The 15,748-nt window shown below is 66.2% G+C and carries 18 protein-coding genes and 1 tRNA gene; 15 read left to right on the plus strand and 4 right to left on the minus strand.

The window, feature by feature from the left end; translation table 11 throughout:
• The first annotated feature begins 3 nt into the window (after positions 1 to 3).
• The 3 genes from A7W11_RS18955 to A7W11_RS18965 are packed head-to-tail and all read left to right on the plus strand — an operon-like array spanning position 4 to position 4,417.
• Positions 4 to 2,898: a phage tail tape measure protein gene (locus A7W11_RS18955; protein ID WP_066417182.1), complete on the plus strand. Its 2,895-nt coding sequence runs from the start codon at positions 4 to 6 to the stop codon at positions 2,896 to 2,898.
• An 11-nt stretch (positions 2,899 to 2,909) separates the two neighbouring features.
• Positions 2,910 to 3,365 (plus strand): phage tail protein, encoded by a 456-nt coding sequence (locus tag A7W11_RS18960; RefSeq protein WP_066417185.1) that lies wholly within the window; start codon positions 2,910 to 2,912, stop codon positions 3,363 to 3,365.
• Between the two features lie 2 nt (positions 3,366 to 3,367).
• Entirely contained in the window at positions 3,368 to 4,417 is a 1,050-nt protein-coding gene (locus tag A7W11_RS18965) for a contractile injection system protein, VgrG/Pvc8 family (RefSeq protein WP_066417189.1), read from the plus strand.
• Between the two features lie 126 nt (positions 4,418 to 4,543).
• Here A7W11_RS18965 and A7W11_RS18970 read toward each other — a convergent pair whose 3' ends face one another.
• Positions 4,544 to 4,996 (minus strand): helix-turn-helix domain-containing protein, encoded by a 453-nt coding sequence (locus A7W11_RS18970; protein ID WP_066417194.1) that lies wholly within the window; start codon positions 4,994 to 4,996, stop codon positions 4,544 to 4,546.
• A gap of 85 nt (positions 4,997 to 5,081) precedes the next feature.
• On the opposite strand from A7W11_RS18970, the gene A7W11_RS18975 reads away from it, so the two are divergent.
• The 12 genes from A7W11_RS18975 to A7W11_RS19030 all read left to right on the plus strand — a co-directional run bounded on the left by A7W11_RS18975 (position 5,082) and on the right by A7W11_RS19030 (position 13,130).
• On the plus strand, positions 5,082 to 5,309 hold the full coding sequence (locus tag A7W11_RS18975; RefSeq protein WP_066417198.1) for a helix-turn-helix domain-containing protein: 228 nt from the start codon (positions 5,082 to 5,084) through the stop codon (positions 5,307 to 5,309).
• The gene (locus tag A7W11_RS18980) at positions 5,306 to 5,599 is read left to right on the plus strand and encodes an Ogr/Delta-like zinc finger protein (RefSeq protein ID WP_066417210.1); all 294 of its coding nucleotides are present in this window, start codon (positions 5,306 to 5,308) and stop codon (positions 5,597 to 5,599) included. Before A7W11_RS18975 ends, A7W11_RS18980 begins: the two co-directional genes overlap by 4 nt.
• Positions 5,583 to 6,038 (plus strand): hypothetical protein, encoded by a 456-nt coding sequence (locus A7W11_RS18985; RefSeq protein WP_066417212.1) that lies wholly within the window; start codon positions 5,583 to 5,585, stop codon positions 6,036 to 6,038. The genes A7W11_RS18980 and A7W11_RS18985 overlap by 17 nt, the downstream gene beginning before the upstream one ends.
• Positions 6,035 to 6,262, plus strand: coding sequence for a hypothetical protein (locus A7W11_RS18990; RefSeq protein WP_066417215.1), 228 nt, complete (start codon positions 6,035 to 6,037; stop codon positions 6,260 to 6,262). The genes A7W11_RS18985 and A7W11_RS18990 overlap by 4 nt, the downstream gene beginning before the upstream one ends.
• A gap of 81 nt (positions 6,263 to 6,343) precedes the next feature.
• A complete protein-coding gene (locus A7W11_RS18995; protein WP_066417217.1) occupies positions 6,344 to 6,583 on the plus strand; it encodes a hypothetical protein in 240 nt (79 codons plus the stop codon).
• Positions 6,580 to 6,888, plus strand: a complete 309-nt coding sequence (locus A7W11_RS19000) for a DUF4406 domain-containing protein (RefSeq protein ID WP_066417219.1) — start codon at positions 6,580 to 6,582, stop codon at positions 6,886 to 6,888. Before A7W11_RS18995 ends, A7W11_RS19000 begins: the two co-directional genes overlap by 4 nt.
• Positions 6,882 to 7,187 carry a hypothetical protein gene (locus A7W11_RS19005; RefSeq protein ID WP_156523162.1) on the plus strand — a complete coding sequence of 102 codons (306 nt, stop codon included), beginning with the start codon at positions 6,882 to 6,884 and terminating at the stop codon, positions 7,185 to 7,187. The genes A7W11_RS19000 and A7W11_RS19005 overlap by 7 nt, the downstream gene beginning before the upstream one ends.
• A 2-nt stretch (positions 7,188 to 7,189) precedes the next feature.
• Positions 7,190 to 7,783: a hypothetical protein gene (locus A7W11_RS28830; protein ID WP_235816920.1), complete on the plus strand. Its 594-nt coding sequence runs from the start codon at positions 7,190 to 7,192 to the stop codon at positions 7,781 to 7,783.
• Positions 7,780 to 8,067: a hypothetical protein gene (locus A7W11_RS19015; RefSeq protein WP_235816921.1), complete on the plus strand. Its 288-nt coding sequence runs from the start codon at positions 7,780 to 7,782 to the stop codon at positions 8,065 to 8,067. Before A7W11_RS28830 ends, A7W11_RS19015 begins: the two co-directional genes overlap by 4 nt.
• Positions 8,061 to 10,073, plus strand: a complete 2,013-nt coding sequence (locus tag A7W11_RS19020; protein WP_066417228.1) for a DNA cytosine methyltransferase — start codon at positions 8,061 to 8,063, stop codon at positions 10,071 to 10,073. Before A7W11_RS19015 ends, A7W11_RS19020 begins: the two co-directional genes overlap by 7 nt.
• On the plus strand, positions 10,070 to 10,315 hold the full coding sequence (locus A7W11_RS28090; RefSeq protein ID WP_156523163.1) for a helix-turn-helix transcriptional regulator: 246 nt from the start codon (positions 10,070 to 10,072) through the stop codon (positions 10,313 to 10,315). The genes A7W11_RS19020 and A7W11_RS28090 overlap by 4 nt, the downstream gene beginning before the upstream one ends.
• 10 nt (positions 10,316 to 10,325) lie before the next feature.
• Entirely contained in the window at positions 10,326 to 13,130 is a 2,805-nt protein-coding gene (locus A7W11_RS19030) for a toprim domain-containing protein (RefSeq protein ID WP_235816922.1), read from the plus strand.
• Positions 13,131 to 13,699: 569 nt separating this feature from the next.
• On the opposite strand, the gene A7W11_RS19035 is transcribed toward A7W11_RS19030, so the two are convergent.
• The 3 genes from A7W11_RS19035 to A7W11_RS29165 form a co-directional block, all read right to left on the minus strand.
• Positions 13,700 to 14,971: a tyrosine-type recombinase/integrase gene (locus A7W11_RS19035; protein ID WP_066417231.1), complete on the minus strand. Its 1,272-nt coding sequence runs from the start codon at positions 14,969 to 14,971 to the stop codon at positions 13,700 to 13,702.
• A gap of 189 nt (positions 14,972 to 15,160) precedes the next feature.
• Positions 15,161 to 15,251 (minus strand) — tRNA-Ser (locus tag A7W11_RS19040).
• Positions 15,252 to 15,537: 286 nt separating this feature from the next.
• Positions 15,538 to 15,699 (minus strand): hypothetical protein, encoded by a 162-nt coding sequence (locus A7W11_RS29165; protein WP_156523164.1) that lies wholly within the window; start codon positions 15,697 to 15,699, stop codon positions 15,538 to 15,540.
• Between the last annotated feature and the right edge of the window lie 49 nt (positions 15,700 to 15,748).

Here is a 15,748-nt window from a genome sequence, read left to right on the forward strand (position 1 = left end):
CGCATGGACAAGACGATGCAGTTGCGCGTGATCGCGGCCATGCAGGACCGGCTGTCCGGGCCGCTCAACAAGGTACGCGGCAGCGCCGGCCCGGCGGCGCGCGGGGTCGCCGAGCTGCGCGATAAGCTCAAGGCTCTGTCCGCAGCCCAACGCGACGTTGGCCGCTTCGGCGACTTGACGCGCGACCTGCAGTCCACCCGTACGCAGCTCGCGGCCGCACAGCAGCGCGTTGCCGCGCTGGCTCAGCAGATGCGGGCCGTCGAAGCCCCGACTCGCGACATGCAGCGCGAATTCAACGGCGCAGTCCGCGCGGCGCAACAGCTCAAGGCGCAGGCCGGCGGGCAGGCCATCGAGTTGCAGCGCCTGCGGTCCAGCCTGTCCGGCGCCGGCATTTCCACCGCCAACCTGGTGCAGCACGAACGGGAGCTGCGCCAGAGCATCGCCACGACCAACCAGGCGTTGGACAGGCAGACAGCGCGCCTGAAGGCCACCGCGATGCAGCAGGAACGCATGGCACGCGCCCGCCAGGCGCTGGACCGTGGGCGCAACGTCGCCATGGGCGCGGCAGCGGCCGGCGCCGGCGGCCTGGGCGCCGGCTTCACGCTGGCCCAGCCGCTGAAAGCCATCGTGAACGCGTTCGCGCCGGCCGAAGACGCCGCAACACAGTTGCGCGTATCGCTAATGGGCGCGGGCGGCACCGTGGGCGAGGATTTCCAGCGCATCGCCGACCTGGCCACGCGCCTGGGCGACCGCCTGCCGGGCACCACGGCCGACTTCCAGAACATGATGACGATGCTGCGCCGCCAGGGCATGTCGTCGGCCAGCATCCTGGGCGGCCTGGGCGAAGCCACCGCCTACCTGGGCGTGCAGTTGAAAATGCCCGCCACCGCCGCGGCCGAATTCGCGGCCAAGATGCAGGACGCCACGCGCACGACCGAAGCCGACATGATGGGGCTGATGGACGTCATCCAGCGCACGTTCTATATCGGCGTCGATTCGGGCAACATGCTGCAGGGCTTCACCAAGCTGTCGCCGGTGCTGGGCATCATCAAGAAAGAAGGCCTGGAGGCCAGCAAGATGCTCGCCCCGCTGCTGGTCATGATGGATCAGACCGGCATGGCCGGCGAGAGCGCCGGCAACGCCCTGCGCAAGGTGTTCCAGTCGGGCCTGGACACCAAGAAGCTGAGCGATGCGAACGACGCGCTGAAGGCGGCCGGCAAAGGCTTTTCCCTGGACTTCAGCGACGGCAAGGGCGAGTTCGGCGGACTGGACAACCTTTTCGCACAGCTCGACAAGCTCAACCAGTTGAACAGCATGCAGCGCACCACGGTGCTCAAGAAGCTGTTCGGCGACGATGCCGAAACCCTGCAGGTCGTGGCCACGCTCATGTCAAAGGGCATGGCCGGCTATCAGGAAGTCGTCGGCAAGATGAACAACCAGGCCGACCTGCAGACGCGCGTCAATGAACAGCTCAACACGCTGCAGAACGTGGCCGAGGCCGCGCAGGGCTCGTTCACCAACGCGCTGGCCGAGGTGGGCGCCACCGTCGCCCCGCAACTGAAGGACCTGCTCAACGCCCTGGGCGACGTGGCATCCGGCGTGGGCGCGTGGGTCCGCGAGAACCCCGCCGTCGCCCGTGCCGCCGTGCTGGTCGTGGCCGGCGTGGCGGCGCTGGCCACCGTGTTCGGCACCCTGGCGCTGGCCATCGGCGCGGTGCTGGGTCCGCTGGCGTTCAGTCGGTTCCTGCTGACCGCGGTGGGCGTGCGCGTGCCGGTGGCTGGCCGCGCCCTGGGCATGCTCGGCACGGCGTTGCGCGCTGTCGGCACCGCTGCTATGTGGATGGGCCGCGCGATGCTGGCCAACCCCATTCTGCTGGGGGTTGCCGCCATCGCCGGCGCCGCGTACCTCATCTACACCTACTGGGGACCGATCACCGCGTTTTTCGGCGCGCTATGGCAGCGCGTGCGCGCCGCCTTCGACGCGGCCATGGGCTGGATACGGTCGCTGCTGGCCAGTTCCGACCCGCTGGCCATGCTGGGCGCGGCGTGGCGCGGCCTGGCCCGCTTCTACGCGGATCTGTGGGCCGGCATTTGGGCGGGCATCCGCGCCGCGCTGGATGGCATCGGCGCGCTGCTGCAGGGATGGAGCCCACTGACCGCGCTGTCGGCCGCCTGGCGCGCCGTGGCCGGCTTCATCGCCGATACCTGGGCCAGTATCTCGACTGCCGCCGCCGGCGGCATCGGCTCGATCACCGCCGCGTTGGCCAACTGGTCGCCCCTGGGCGTGCTCTACCAGGCGTTCACGTCGGCCCTGTCAGCGCTCGGCATCGACATGCCAGCGCGGTTCAGCGAGCTGGGCGGGATGCTGATGCAGGGCCTGATAAACGGCGTGACCAACATGGCCGGCGCTGTACAGGCGACCATCAGCAACATGGGCGGCGAGGTGGTGACCTGGTTCAAAGACAAGCTCGGCATCCGCTCGCCGTCACGCGTCATGATGGAGATGGGCGGGTACGTGTCCGAGGGCGCCGCAGTCGGCATTGCCCGCCGCCAGCCGGCCGCCATACAGGCCGCTCAGGCGCTCGCAATGTCGGTGACGATGGGAGCTACCCCCACCCCCGTTCCGGCAGCCCTGGCCGCCTCTGGCGCCCTGGGCGGGCCATCGCCGGCCATCGGCCAGCCCGACACCGGGGCGCCGCGCTTCGACACGCGGCAGCCGGTGCGTGCAGTCCCACCCGCCGCGCCCTCGATCACGATCCAGGGCGACACCATCACCCTGCATCTGACCGTCCAGGGCGGTAACCCCCAGGACATCGCCCGCGCCGTGCAGGACGCGCTGCGCCAGCGCGACATAGAGAAATCCGCCCGCGTGCGTTCCACGCTGCGCGACAACGATTAGGAGATCCCGCCATGATGATGGCCCTGGGCATGTTCGTGTTCGGCCTGCCGACGCTGGCCTACGAGACGCTGGAGCGTTCCACCGAGTGGCGCCACCCGTCAAACTCCCGCGTAGGCGCCATGCCCGCCTACCAGTTCATCGGCAAAGGCCAGGACACTATCAGCCTGGCCGGCCGTCTGATACCCGACGTTGCCGGCTCCGGCGGCTCGCTCACGCTGCTGCGCCGCATGGCGGACACTGGCCGAGCCTATGTGCTGGTGTCCGGCATGGGCAGGGTATACGGCGCCTACGTCATCACGGACCTGAAGGAATCCGAATCGCTGCACTACGTCAACGGCATGCCGCAGCGCACGGAATTCACCATCTCCCTGACATGCGTCAGCGATGCCGAGGCGCGCAGCTTGCTGGACGATCTGCAGTTGCCCATCGGGCACATGGATGGTTCCGTGCTCGACTGGAGCCTGTAGCCATGGCGTTCGACGCGCTCACCGCCTATCCGGAACCCCTATGGAGTGTCACCCTCGACGGGCGCGACATCACCGGCCGCATCGCGCCCAGGCTGATGCACCTGACGCTGACCGAGTGCCGAAGCGACCAGGCCGACCAGCTCGACATCGAGGTGAGCGACCACGACGGCGCCGTAGCGATCCCTGCGCGCGGCGTCGTCATCCGCGTGCGGCTCGGATGGTCCGGCGCCGGCATGGTTGACAAAGGCGCGTTCACGGTGGACGAGGTGGAATACACCACCGCGCCGACCCGCATCACGATCCGCGCGCGCAGCGCCGATCTGAAGTCTGCGCTGCGCGTGCGCAATGAACGCAGTTTTCACGGCAAGACCATCGGCGATATCGTCGCCAGCGTGGCCGCCGACCACGGGCTGCAGGCCGTCGTGGGCGAGAACATCAAGGCCATGAAGGTCCCGCACATCGACCAGACCAATGAATCGGACGCGGCGTTTCTGAACCGCATCGGCAAGCGATACGACACGGTTGCCACGGTGAAGGACGGCCGCCTGCTGTTCGTGCCCATCGCGCGCGGCGAGACCGCCAGCGGCCAGGCCACGCCCACCACCACACTGCGCCTGATTGATGGCGACCGCGTGCGGTTCCACGTCGCCGACCGGGATGCATACACCGGCGTCAGCGCATTCTGGCAGGACAAGCGCGCGGGCCAGAACCGCCGCCAGCGCGTACTGTTCGGTGTCATCGGCAACGCCAAGCGCCTGCGCACGCTGTACGGCAGCGAAGCGGACGCGCTGGCGGCGGCGCAAGCCGAATGGGAACGGATACAGCGCGGCGTGGCCACGTTTGAAATGGAGCTGGCACGCGGCCGGCCTGACCTATCCGTGCAGGGCAAGCTGCACGTGCCCGAGCTGAAGGCGCCGCTGGGCGGCTACGTGTGGCTGATGAAACAGCTCACGCACCGCCTGGACGACAGCGGGCTAACCACGCGCATAGAGGGCGAGACGGCCGAGGCGGCAGAGCTGCGCGATTCGGATAGCGAAGGCGAGACACCGTAAGAAATCTTTCGACCCTATTGGTTACACGCGCTGCAGGCCTTGCCGCGCCGCTGCAAATACAGCACGTTGCCATCAGCGATAAACGAGGGGCCGGAGCGCGCGGGCTCCGGTTCTTCACCTTCAGGATCAGGCAGCGGCGCGTCGTCGTTTTGACTCTATCCCCAGGCTTTCGATGAAGCTGCGCACCAGGATATCCAGCCGCTTTTTTTCTCCCTTGGGCAGCGCGTCGTAGTCGGTACGAGCCACCGAGAAAGGCCAGTCCGAAGCCCGCTCTGGCTTTACAGCCGCTGCTGGCGGCTTGTCAGAACGGTGCACCGCTATCGCGTCAATCTTGGCCTGGAGAGTAGGGCTGAAGTCTCCGACCCTACAGCCCAGCCACGACGCGAACTGAATGGCGGCGTCAATGTGCAGAGGTGATTTGCCATTGAAGTAGCCACTTACAGCACTCTGATTCGCGTAGCCCATGTGTTCGGCCAGTGTCTCTTGCGTCAGGCCAAGCGCGCCCTTTCGCGCGTTAAAGATCGCCTTCAGGCGCGCGGCGTCTTGCAGTTGTTCGGCGGATAGCGGTTTGGCTGGCATGCTGTGACTTTATTACACCGTCTAATAGTTCACGAAATACACTAATAATTGACCGAGAGTAATACACCGTCTATTATTTGGTTCCATGAACCCGATCAAACGCATCCGACAGAAGCTCGGCCTCACCCAGGCGGAGCTGGCGCGCGCTCTGGGCCAGTCACAAGGCAACATCTCCCACTACGAAACCGGAAGGCAGACCGTACCGGGCGAAGTGGCAAAGAAGCTGATCGACTTGGGCAAGCAGCAGCGCCGGCGCATCACCCTGGGCGATATCTATCCGTCAAAGCCCCAGGACAGCAGGAACCCGGAATGAACGTCTTAGGCATGAACTGCCCCCACTGCGAGACCTGGGCAACCGTCCGCTCCAGTGAACGCGTGTCCGCCACGCTGCGCATCGTGTATTTCCAATGCCGTGAGCTGAACTGTGGCCACACGTGGAAGGCGCACATCGAAGCGGTCATGACCATCACGCCGTCCGCAATGCCGCGGCCCGGCATCGAACTGCCGATCTCGCCACACAGCGAGAACATCCGCCGCGCGGCAGCGGCAAAAGCCGACCCCCGTCAACAGCAAATGAGCCTCGACCATGCCGACCATGCTTAACCACGCGCCCCGCAGCGCATTCCCGTTCTCGGTCCAGACATCCGCTGCATCGGCCACCGCCAGCAACACCATGGCCTGCCCGATTGCCGCGCCCGACTTCGGCCGCGACTTCCTCAGCGACCAGGCCCACCAGTTCCTGCGCCTGGAACTGGACAACGGTGCCGTCATCCCCAGCGTGCGCGACAACCACCTGCTTTCGCGCTGCGCCAATCACCTGATGGCCATCTGCCGCTGCTCGCAGCGCACCGCCGAGACCTACGCCGCCCAGGCCATCGCCGAGCTGGCCAGCCACCGCAGCAGTGTCGCTTTCGACATCGACCGCAGCACCACCTACTGCCTGTTCGTGAACGACCGGGCATCGGGCACCACGCGCGCCATATCCGCCGCCGAAGTGCTCGCATTGCTGCGCCAGGCCGAAGCCGCTGCGGTGGCAGCATGAGTACCGTCGTCTACGACAACGGCGATAGGGGCCTGCTGATGGTGCATGACGACGCGATATCCGTCCGCCATAGCGACAGCATCGTCCGTGCCCCTGGGCTCTGGCATTCATTTCTGTTCGGCCCCGCTGCCAAGTTCTTCGACTACCCGGAGCGCGCGGCCGTCGTAGACGATTTCGGCACGCTTGTCCCTGTCGCAGCCCCTGCCACCAAGGCCGTCCCCTAGCCGCCCCTAAACCAACGAAGCAATCTCATCAGCACACGCCCAGCGTGCGCTGCGGACAACTGTTGCCTGGAGAAACGCAACATGCCTGCTATCCCCATCATGGCCCGGGTCGAGGCCCATATGTACGACCACCAGTTGATCGCCCTCAATGGCCTGCTGGAACGACTCCTGATCGCCCATTACGAGACCACGGACAGCCCATTCCACGGGGCCGCAGACGGCGATTCCGACCTGGCCGCCGACATGCTGGAGGGCGCGTGCCAGTTGCACGTCGCCGCGCGCCGTGCGATGCGCGAACGGGACATGCTGGAGGCCGCATGAAGCTCTACCTGACCGGCCCCATGCTCGGCTTGCCTGCCGCCAACTTGCCAGCGTTCCGTGATGCCGCGGCGCGCCTGCAGGCCCAGGGCTTCGATGTGGTGAGCCCCGCGCCCCTGCCCGATTGCGCGCTGGTGCAGCCCCGGCACCTGGTGACCTGCGATGCCATCGTGCTGCTGCCGGGCTGGCGGAAGTCGCCCGCCGCTGCCCAGGACCACGCGCTGGCCGTGCGCATGCGCATTCCCGTGTGGCAGTACGCCGACGATCCCAGCTACGCCGTCACGCTGCGCAGTGTGCGGCCGTGCTGATTGCCATGAAGACCCGCCCACGCCCCGCCACGCCGGCGCAGCTTGCCCGGGCCTACGACGTAGCGCGCTTGCGCGGCACGCTCGCCGAGGCGCTGCGCTCCCCGCTGCTGGCCCGCTGCCTGGAACTGACCGCCGAGGCGCTGGCCGCTGACCAGCCCCGCCCGAACGACTACCGGCCGCCGCCGGTCGCACCGCCGCCCGAGCCGGCCCGCCCCGTATCGACCCGTATCACCAACACACCCGACAACCCGCCGCGCCGCGACGTGAAGCGCGCGAGCGCGGGCGACTTGGACGAATGACCATGACTACCCCTACTCCACCAGCCAATGCGGTGCACGCCGACGATATAGCGGTTGACCTGTTCGCCGCCGCGATGAAAAAGAAGCTGGCCCAGGCCCGCGCCAAAGGCCGCTCCGGCTGGGAAGACTGCCCGCCGGCTATCTTGTCCCACATGCTGCGTGAACACGTCGATAAAGGCGACCCGCGCGACGTGGCCAACTACTGCATGATGCTGTGGCATCACGGACAGGACATCTTGCCCGTGCCGGCGACCGAGACCGAGCGCCTGGCCGCCATCGGGAAACAACTCGATGACCGCGGCATTGCTTTGCCGCCCCTGGACAACATCTCCGACTACCTCATCCTGGCGGTTCGCAAGGGCACGCTGACGGCCGACACGGAAGCCTTCTTGCAGCGATGCGTTGCCGCGATCTCCGAACGCCAGAAGCTCGCCGTAGTCGCCGGCGATGCCGGCGAACGCCTCATCGCGTCTGCGGATGCGCTGCGGCAGATCATTGCCATTGCGGACGAGCGTCCGCACGCACCCGTAGGCCATGTAATCGAGCATGAAGTCCCGGTCGCGCGCGCCGCCACGTACAACGGGCGGGAGGGATGATGGGCTACATCAATCCGCTGTTGCGACTGCCCGCTGGCCGGGCTCTGTTGAAGCTGCCCACGGCCGAGCGCCAGCGCATCGAGGCGGTTATGCGAGAACTGCGCGACCAGGCGAACACCGAAGCAGAAACGGCCTGGCGTCGGCGTAAAGGCCCGATGGCCGCCTATTGGCGCGCGGTGGCCACCTACGCCCGGCACATTGCGCACGCCGTGTCCATCGACAAAACGATAGAGGGCCGCCGCGCCGGGAAGGGCGCAACCGACCTAGGGGAACGAAAGTGCTGAGCCCTCAACTCACCCTGGCCATCGAGTCCAAGCTCGTCGTGGACATCTTCGCCGGCGGCGGTGGCTGGTCCACCGCCTATGAACAGGCCACCGGCCAGCACGTGCACATCGCTATCAACCACAATCCCGATGCGCTGAGCATGCACGAGGTCAACCACCCGCAGGCGAAGCACCACATCGCCGACGTGTGGGAGGTCTGCCCCCGCCGCGCGACGGGCGGCCTGCCGGTAGGCTGGCTGCACCTGTCGCCGGACTGCACCGACCACAGCCAGGCCAAGGGCGGCCAGCCTCGCCGCAAGAACATCCGGGCGCTGGCCTGGGTGGCTGTCTACTGGGGCGGCACCGTGCAGCCCGACATCATCAGCCTGGAGAATGTGGTCCAGATCCTGAAGTGGGGCCGACTGATCGCCAAACGCGACAAGGCAACCGGTCGGGTCGTCAGGCTCGACGGCAGCGTGGCTGCACCCGGTGAGCGCGTGCCTGTACAGGAGCAGTTCCTGATCCCCGACCCCAAGCACCAGGGCAAGCACTGGCTGCGGCTGGTGGCAATCCTGCGCGGCCAGGGCTACGTCGTGGAATGGCAAGAACTGAATGCGGCCGACTACGGCGCCGGCACCACGCGCACGCGCCTTTTCATGATGGCCCGCCGTGACGGCTTGCCTATCGTTTGGCCGCAGGCCACGCACCACAAGAAGCCGGCCAAGGGCCAGCGCGGCTGGCGCCCGGCCGCCGATGGCATCGACTGGAGCATCGAGGGTAATTCGATCTTCGGCCGCAAGAAGGACCTGGCGGACGCCACCCTGCGTCGGATCGCACGTGGCACGCAGCGCTACGTGCTGGGCAGCGCGGATCCGTTCATCGTGCCCATCGCCAACTGGAGCCGGGATGGGTCGCATTCTACCCAGCAGCCAATCAGCACGATCACGGCGAAGCCTCGCGGCGGCGCGCATGCAGTTGTCGCGCCGGTGCTGGCTGGCGTCGGCGGACGTGCTGGCCAGAGCGAGCCCAGGCCCGCGAGCGAATCGCACTACACCATCACGCGCAAGGGCGACAGCGCCATCATCGCGCCCGTGCTGGTGCAGGCCGGCTACGGCGAGCGCGAGGGCCAAGCGCCCAGGTCGCTGGATCTGCAGCAGCCGCTGGGCACCGTCACCGCAGGCGGGATCAAGCACGCGCTGGCGTCCGGCTACCTGGTGCAGGCCGGGCACGGCGAGGGCAAGCCCGGCGCACGCCGCTGGTCCTATGGCTGCAACGACCCAGCACACCCGGTCGGCACACTGACCGCCAGCAATGGCGGATTCTCGGCAGCCACCGCGTTCATGGTGCAGGCGAATGGCGGATACAACGCCACACCCGCACATGATCTGCGCCGGGCCGCTTCGACCATCACCAACACCGGCAGCCAGCAGCAACTGATAACGGCCCACGTGACCACCCTGCGCCAGCACAGCACGGGCACTGCCGGAGATGAACCCGTGGCGGGCATCTCGGCAGGCGGCCAGCACCACGGCCTCGTAGCGACGCACCTGACCGCCATGAGCCAGAACGTCACGGGCTCCGACCCGCGTGAACCCGCGCAGACCATCCTGGCCGGCGCTGCACGGTACGGCCTGGTCGAATACGACCTGGCGCCCGAGGACGAGGCCGGCGCGCTGCGCGTGGCCGCGTTCCTGATGCGCTATTACGGCGAGGGCGGCCAGTGGGGCGATCTGCGCGAGCCCGCCAGCACACTCACCACCCGCGACCGCCTGGCGCTAGTCACCGTCCACATCCAGGGCACGCCCTACGTCATCGTGGACATCCGACTGCGCATGCTCACGCCGGCCGAGCTGTACGACCTGCAGGGATTTCCCCGCGACTACATCATCACCCACGGCCACGACGGCCGGGTATTCACGAAATCCCAGCAGGTACACATGGTCGGCAACAGCGTTAGTCCACCGCCGGCGGTCGCACTCATAACGGCTAATGCGCCGCAGGAACTGCTGATGAGGAAGGCAGCATGACGCGACAAGCATCACGGCGTCAGCCGCCAGCAGCGCTCTCCAGGGACGCCCTGTATTCGTGGACGGACATCGCGCCCTTTGTGCGTGTCGGCCGCGAGACCTGGCGCCGCTACATCAAGGCCGGCACTGCGCCCGCTCCCGTACAGTTAGGCAAGCGATGCAGCCGGTATCGCGGCAGCGATGTCCTGGCCTGGATCGAATCGCCCAGCACCTACCGCGCCAACAGCAAGCCCACGGATTGATATGTACGCAATGAAGCACAACCCGGCCATGGCGGCGTGGTTCTCTCGCCTGAAAAACGACATCGACCTGCACGACCTGGCCGAACGCCTGGGCCTGCAGCGCAATGGACAGCGCGGCAACTATCACAGCCCGCACCACAAAGACAAGAACGCCTCGCTGTCGATATTCGATGAGGGCCGAGGCTGGAAGGACTGGTCGTCGGACGATGGCGGCAGTTGCATTGACCTGGTTCAGTACTGCATGCCAGCGCAGGCCCAGACGCCGCTGGAGGCCGCAAAACTGCTCGGGCGGTGGTATGGCATCGCCCCACCCGCGCCGGACGGGCAGGGCCGCCCTCAGCGCGCGGAAAAGACGCAAGCCGAGTTCATCGCAGACCGATCCATGGCGGACCCCGCGCCGGCGGCCAGGTATCTGACCGGCCGAGGCATCGCGCCCGCCGTCATCGAGCGCGCCATCCGCAATCGCGCAGTCGGCTGGAACGTATGGCGCAGCACAAAGGTGCCGCCGGCTACCCCCGGCCACGGCGGGCCGGCGGCCGCGTTCATCGTCCGGAATCCGCAGACCACTGGTGTCGTCGCCGTGGACCTGCGCTACGAAGATGCGGACCTGAATGGCGGCATCAAAACTCAATGCCAAGGCGAAAAGCTCGGGTATTACTGGTGCAGCGACCCCAGGGCGCTGCGCAAGGCGCATACCGTCATCATCACAGAAAGCCCGATCAACGCCCTGTCCGTCGAGACGGCCGCGCTGCCGGAGGGCACGGCTTCGCTGGCCATACGCGGCACGGCCAACGTGCCGCACATCGACTGGTCATTCCTGCGCGGCAAGCGCGTGCTGATCGGCCTCGATCACAACGACCCCGTGAACCCGCGCACCGGCCAGCGACCGGGATTGGCCGCGGCCTGGCAACTGTCCGAAATCCTCACGGCGCAGGACGTGGGTTCGATGTTCATCGACATGCAGGATTGGGACGAAGGCGAAGACATCAACGACGTGCTGAAGCAGCACGGCGCGCAGGAGCTGGGCAAGCGTCTGCGTGTGCTGGAAAGCTGGCTGATTCCCGGCATGCCCGGCGGCGGCCGGATGGACGGCACGCGCCGCGTGTTCCTGCCTGGCCATGACTTCGGCGTCTACTGGCGGTATCGCGTGAAAGACGATTTCACGCAGTACGTCGAAAAATTCAAGGATGACGCCGACGACGACGGCGATTCCACGCGCTCGGAGACCCTGGGCGACCTGTGCAGCTTCCGCGTGGCCGGCTTCTCGCGGCTGCGCATCCAGAGCCACCTGGCCACCATCAACGGCGGCGCCGACACGCAGCCCGAAACGGTTTTCGGCGTCAGCGCCCAGGTGCCGCGGCATGGCGCTGTCCTGCAGCGCGAAGTCGTCAACGATGACCGCCTGTACAACCTCGAATGGTGGCGCGGCAAGTTCGGCCACATCTGGAAGCCTGGCGAATTCGCGCGCATGGTCAACGTGCTGGAGCGCACCGCGCACCTGGGCGCGCGCGACGTGGTGAACTTCGTGGGGCTGGCCTGGCGCGCCGGCGAGCTGGCGGCGCTGGAGGGCAACGACTGCTATTTCGTGGAGCCGCAGAAGCAATGCCTGTACTACAACATGAGCTTTCCCCGCGGCCCCCAGGCCGACGCCGCCCGCGTCATCCAGGCCTATCAGGAAACGTTCCAGGACAACGCGGCGGCCATCGGCGTGGTGTGGGCGCTCGGCGCGCACCTGAAGGCCATCCTGGGCTTCTACCCGCACCTGCAGATGCAGGCCGAGAAGGGCTCCGGCAAGTCGAAGCTGCTGGAAAGCATGCAGGCTTCGCTGGCGTTTCAGGTGCTGTCTGGCCAAATGCTCAAGACCGACCACCGCCGGCGTGCATCGGTGTCCTACACCACCCACCCGGTGGGCTGGGACGAGTTCTCGAAGCTGCCCAAGCAGGTGCTGTCGGACATCGACGGCCTGCTGCAGTCCACCTATCGGTTCGAGTTCACGCGCGTGGGCGCCGCGCTGACGCCCTATCTGATGTGCGCGCCAGTGCTGCTGGCCGGCGAGGAGGTCGACGTTGAAAGCCTTCAGTCGAAAATCGTGCGCACGTCGCTGTCCGTGGCCAAGCAGGGGCCGATGCTGCCGCATGACCTGCCGCAGTTCCCCGTGTGGGATTGGCTGCGGTTCATCGCCGCGCAGCCGCCGGCCGAGATCCGCGAGTTGCACGCCAGGTATCTGGCCATGTGCCAGGCGCGCGGCCGCGCTGATGCGAAGGACGCCACCGCCAATCGCATGAAGGAGAACTACGCGGCGCTGCTGGCCGCGTGGGACCTGTTGTGCCGCTTCGCCGGCATCGACGTCGGCCAGGGCGGTTTCATCGAGGATCTGCTGACTGAGATGAACGTGCATATCGCCGAGACCAACGGCACGCGCCTGCCGTGGGTCTGGATCATGGAAATCCTGCTGTCCGAGATCGAGGCCAGGCGCTACGACTACCCGTACACGTGGGACAAGGTGCAGACCGATGCCGGCGACGAAACCCTGCTGTACCTGCGGCCGAACCACGTAATGGACCACCTGTCCACCGCCTCGCACCTGCGCGCCAAGTTCGATGCGCTGCCGGTCAAAACCGGGCGGATATTCAAGCAGCAGCTGCTGCAGTCCGGCGTGGTGGCCACCATCAACGGCAAGCTGGTGGAGGACGCCGACCGGATCATCCGTGGCCAGCGCACCGCGCGCCTGACGGCCATCAGGTTGGCCAAGCTCGAACAGCTGGGCCTGTACGCCACGCCCTTCGTTCCTGGCGAATTGCCGCATCCGCAGTAGCCGCTGGCCAGCATCCGAGACAGCCCGCCGACGCGGGCTTTTCTCTTGCGGAATAACCCTACTCGTATATCAACATTGCCCTGCGGACGTGTCCCGTGGATCACAGCGGCCGCGCGGCGTCAAGCGATAATTTGCCCGATTTGCAGCCGAAACGCCGCTGGACCCGGGCGCAGGTAAGAAAATAACCGTGGATACACTTGATACAAATAACCTAAGTCATTGATGCTTGAGCAGAATTCCCCAATCACTTGCCCCTGAAAGTCCCACGGTTTACCCCTCAAGGTCCCACGGTTTCGACTTATCCACCGTGGGACCGTTTCTGCCGGCCGGCCCCCTTCTCTTTCTCTTTTTCCCTTTAAAAACAAGAAGAAAGAAGAAAAGAAAGCGGTGAAAAGGGAATGCGGAGGGTCCCACGGTCTGTAATATTGGGGATAACTTGTATCCACGGTTTCGCGCGGCAAAATCGGCGAAACCGTGGGACTCGGGGACAGATCAGAAAACGTAAGTCCTTGAAAAACAAGGGGACGACGACGCGTCCCACGGTTTCCCACGGTCCCACGGTGTTTTTGCTACCCCTCCCGGCGAGAGCGCTGCCGCGCTTCGGCTCGTAGCTGGTCCAGGTAGTCCGCCCACTGCTGCATGAAGGCGATTCGGGCCGCGATGAAGGCCGTCCGGTTGTAGGCCCGGCCCAGCGCGTCTGCCACCTTGTGGCTGATTTGCAGCTCAAGGACGCGCTCATCCACGTCCAGCCTTTCCGCCGCGAGCGTGCGTGCCGAGGCGCGGAATCCGTGGGCGGTCATCTCCCCGTGGAAACCCAGGCGGCGCAGCGCCAGGCGCACCGCCCCATCTGAAAGAGGGGCCCCGGTGACGCGCGACGATTTGAATACCCAGGGCGTGTGCCCCGTGAGCGGGCGCAGGGCCTCAAGGATCGAAACAGCTTGGCGCGATAACGGCACCAGGTGGCTTTGCCAGCCCGTGCGCGTGATCTTGGTATCGCCCTGCGCGCCGGCGCGGTCAGCGGAGATTTGCCACATGGGCGCGCCCCACTCCCGGCCCTTCAGATCCATTTCTTCCCATCGGGCCTCGCGCAGCTCGGACGGGCGCTGAAACACCAGCGGCGATAACTGCAACAGGCAGCGCGTGACCATCTCCCCGCGCTCATAACCGCCGAGCGCGAGCACCAGTTCGCCGAAGCGCTCGGGCGACGTGATGGCGGCGAAGTGGCCGGCCTTCGGCGTCAACACCGCACCCTTCAAGGCTGCTGTGGGGTCGTTTGTGGCACGTCCCTTACCGATGGCGTAGCGGAACACCTGGCCGATGAAGCCACGTAGGCGCCGGGCGGTCTCTGGCGCCCGCGACTCGACGCGATTGAGGATCGCCAGGATCTCCGGTGCCTGGACTTGGGCCACGGGCCGCGTACCGATCCAGGGAAACACGTCCTTTTCCAGCTTCTCGATGATCGCTTCGACGTAGCCGGCGCTGCGGCCGGCGCGCAGCTTTGCTTTCCACAGTTCGCGCGCCACACCCTCGAAGTCGTTGCCCGCTTCCTCTGCCTGGATGAGCTTGACCAGGCGCTTCGTAGCGGTCGGGTTTTCGCCTTGGGCCAGTTGGGCGCGCGCGGCTTGGTGTCGCTCCCGTGCCTCGCGTGCGCTGACGGCGGGATAGACGCCCAGGGACAGCGTTTGCTGCTTGCCGTGGTAGCGGTAATTGAATTGCCAGTACTTGGCGCCATCGGGCCGCACGACCAACACCAGGCCCCCGCCATCGGACAGCTTGCGCTGCTTGTCCGCCGCAGTGGCCTTGCGGATCTGGATATCGGTCAATTTGGCCAGTGCGCCCATGTCTTGCCACTCCCGTTGCTGGTAAAAACAGACCGCAAGCCGGCGGCCGTGAGATTTACCAGCAAAATTACCAGCAAATCAGGTGGGCTGCACGGGGGCAACGTGGGGCAACGTGAGGCAAACAAAAACCCGCAGAACGTTTGTTCATGCGGGTTTCGAGGCATCGTGGGGCAATCTGATGCAAATTCTTGGCGGACAGAGGGGGATTCGAACCCCCGATACGCTTTTGACGTATACACGCTTTCCAGGCGTGCGCCTTCAACCGCTCGGCCACCTGTCCTAATTTGGGCTGCCTGCCCTTGCCGTCTCGATGGGCACAAACGCCCCCGCGCAGCAAAAATCGGCAATCCGCGATTCTAGCAGGTTTTCGCCCATCATTTCCAGCGAGCCATTGCAGATCTCCTGACGCCCCCGTGGATGTCGCGCCGGCACAACCCACTCAAGACGCCGCTCGCGGCCCGGCCTGCGCCTCGTCCTGCGTCACGCACAGGCCGACAATCGCCCTATTGCACACCCCTGCAGCACGTGCACGGTTTCTGCGGCAGGAATGTCGATCCCGTCATGCCTCAGCGCGCCGAACAAGGCCGTCGCGGCAATGCCGGTGGCGGCATCTTCAGGGTAGCCGGAGGCCTGGGGAAACTGCCGCGCCTCAGCATGCCCTCGGCATGCGCGTGCGGCCCGTTGCCATAGTGCGGCCGGTCGTTGCACAGGACGTCGAAATCGATCATGGGTGTTCCTTGGGCCAGGAGAGGAATCCGCGGCCAGCCGGTACGCAAC

Origin of the sequence: Bordetella ansorpii, assembly GCF_900078315.1 — a bacterium.
Lineage (GTDB): Bacteria > Pseudomonadota > Gammaproteobacteria > Burkholderiales > Burkholderiaceae_B > Bordetella > Bordetella ansorpii.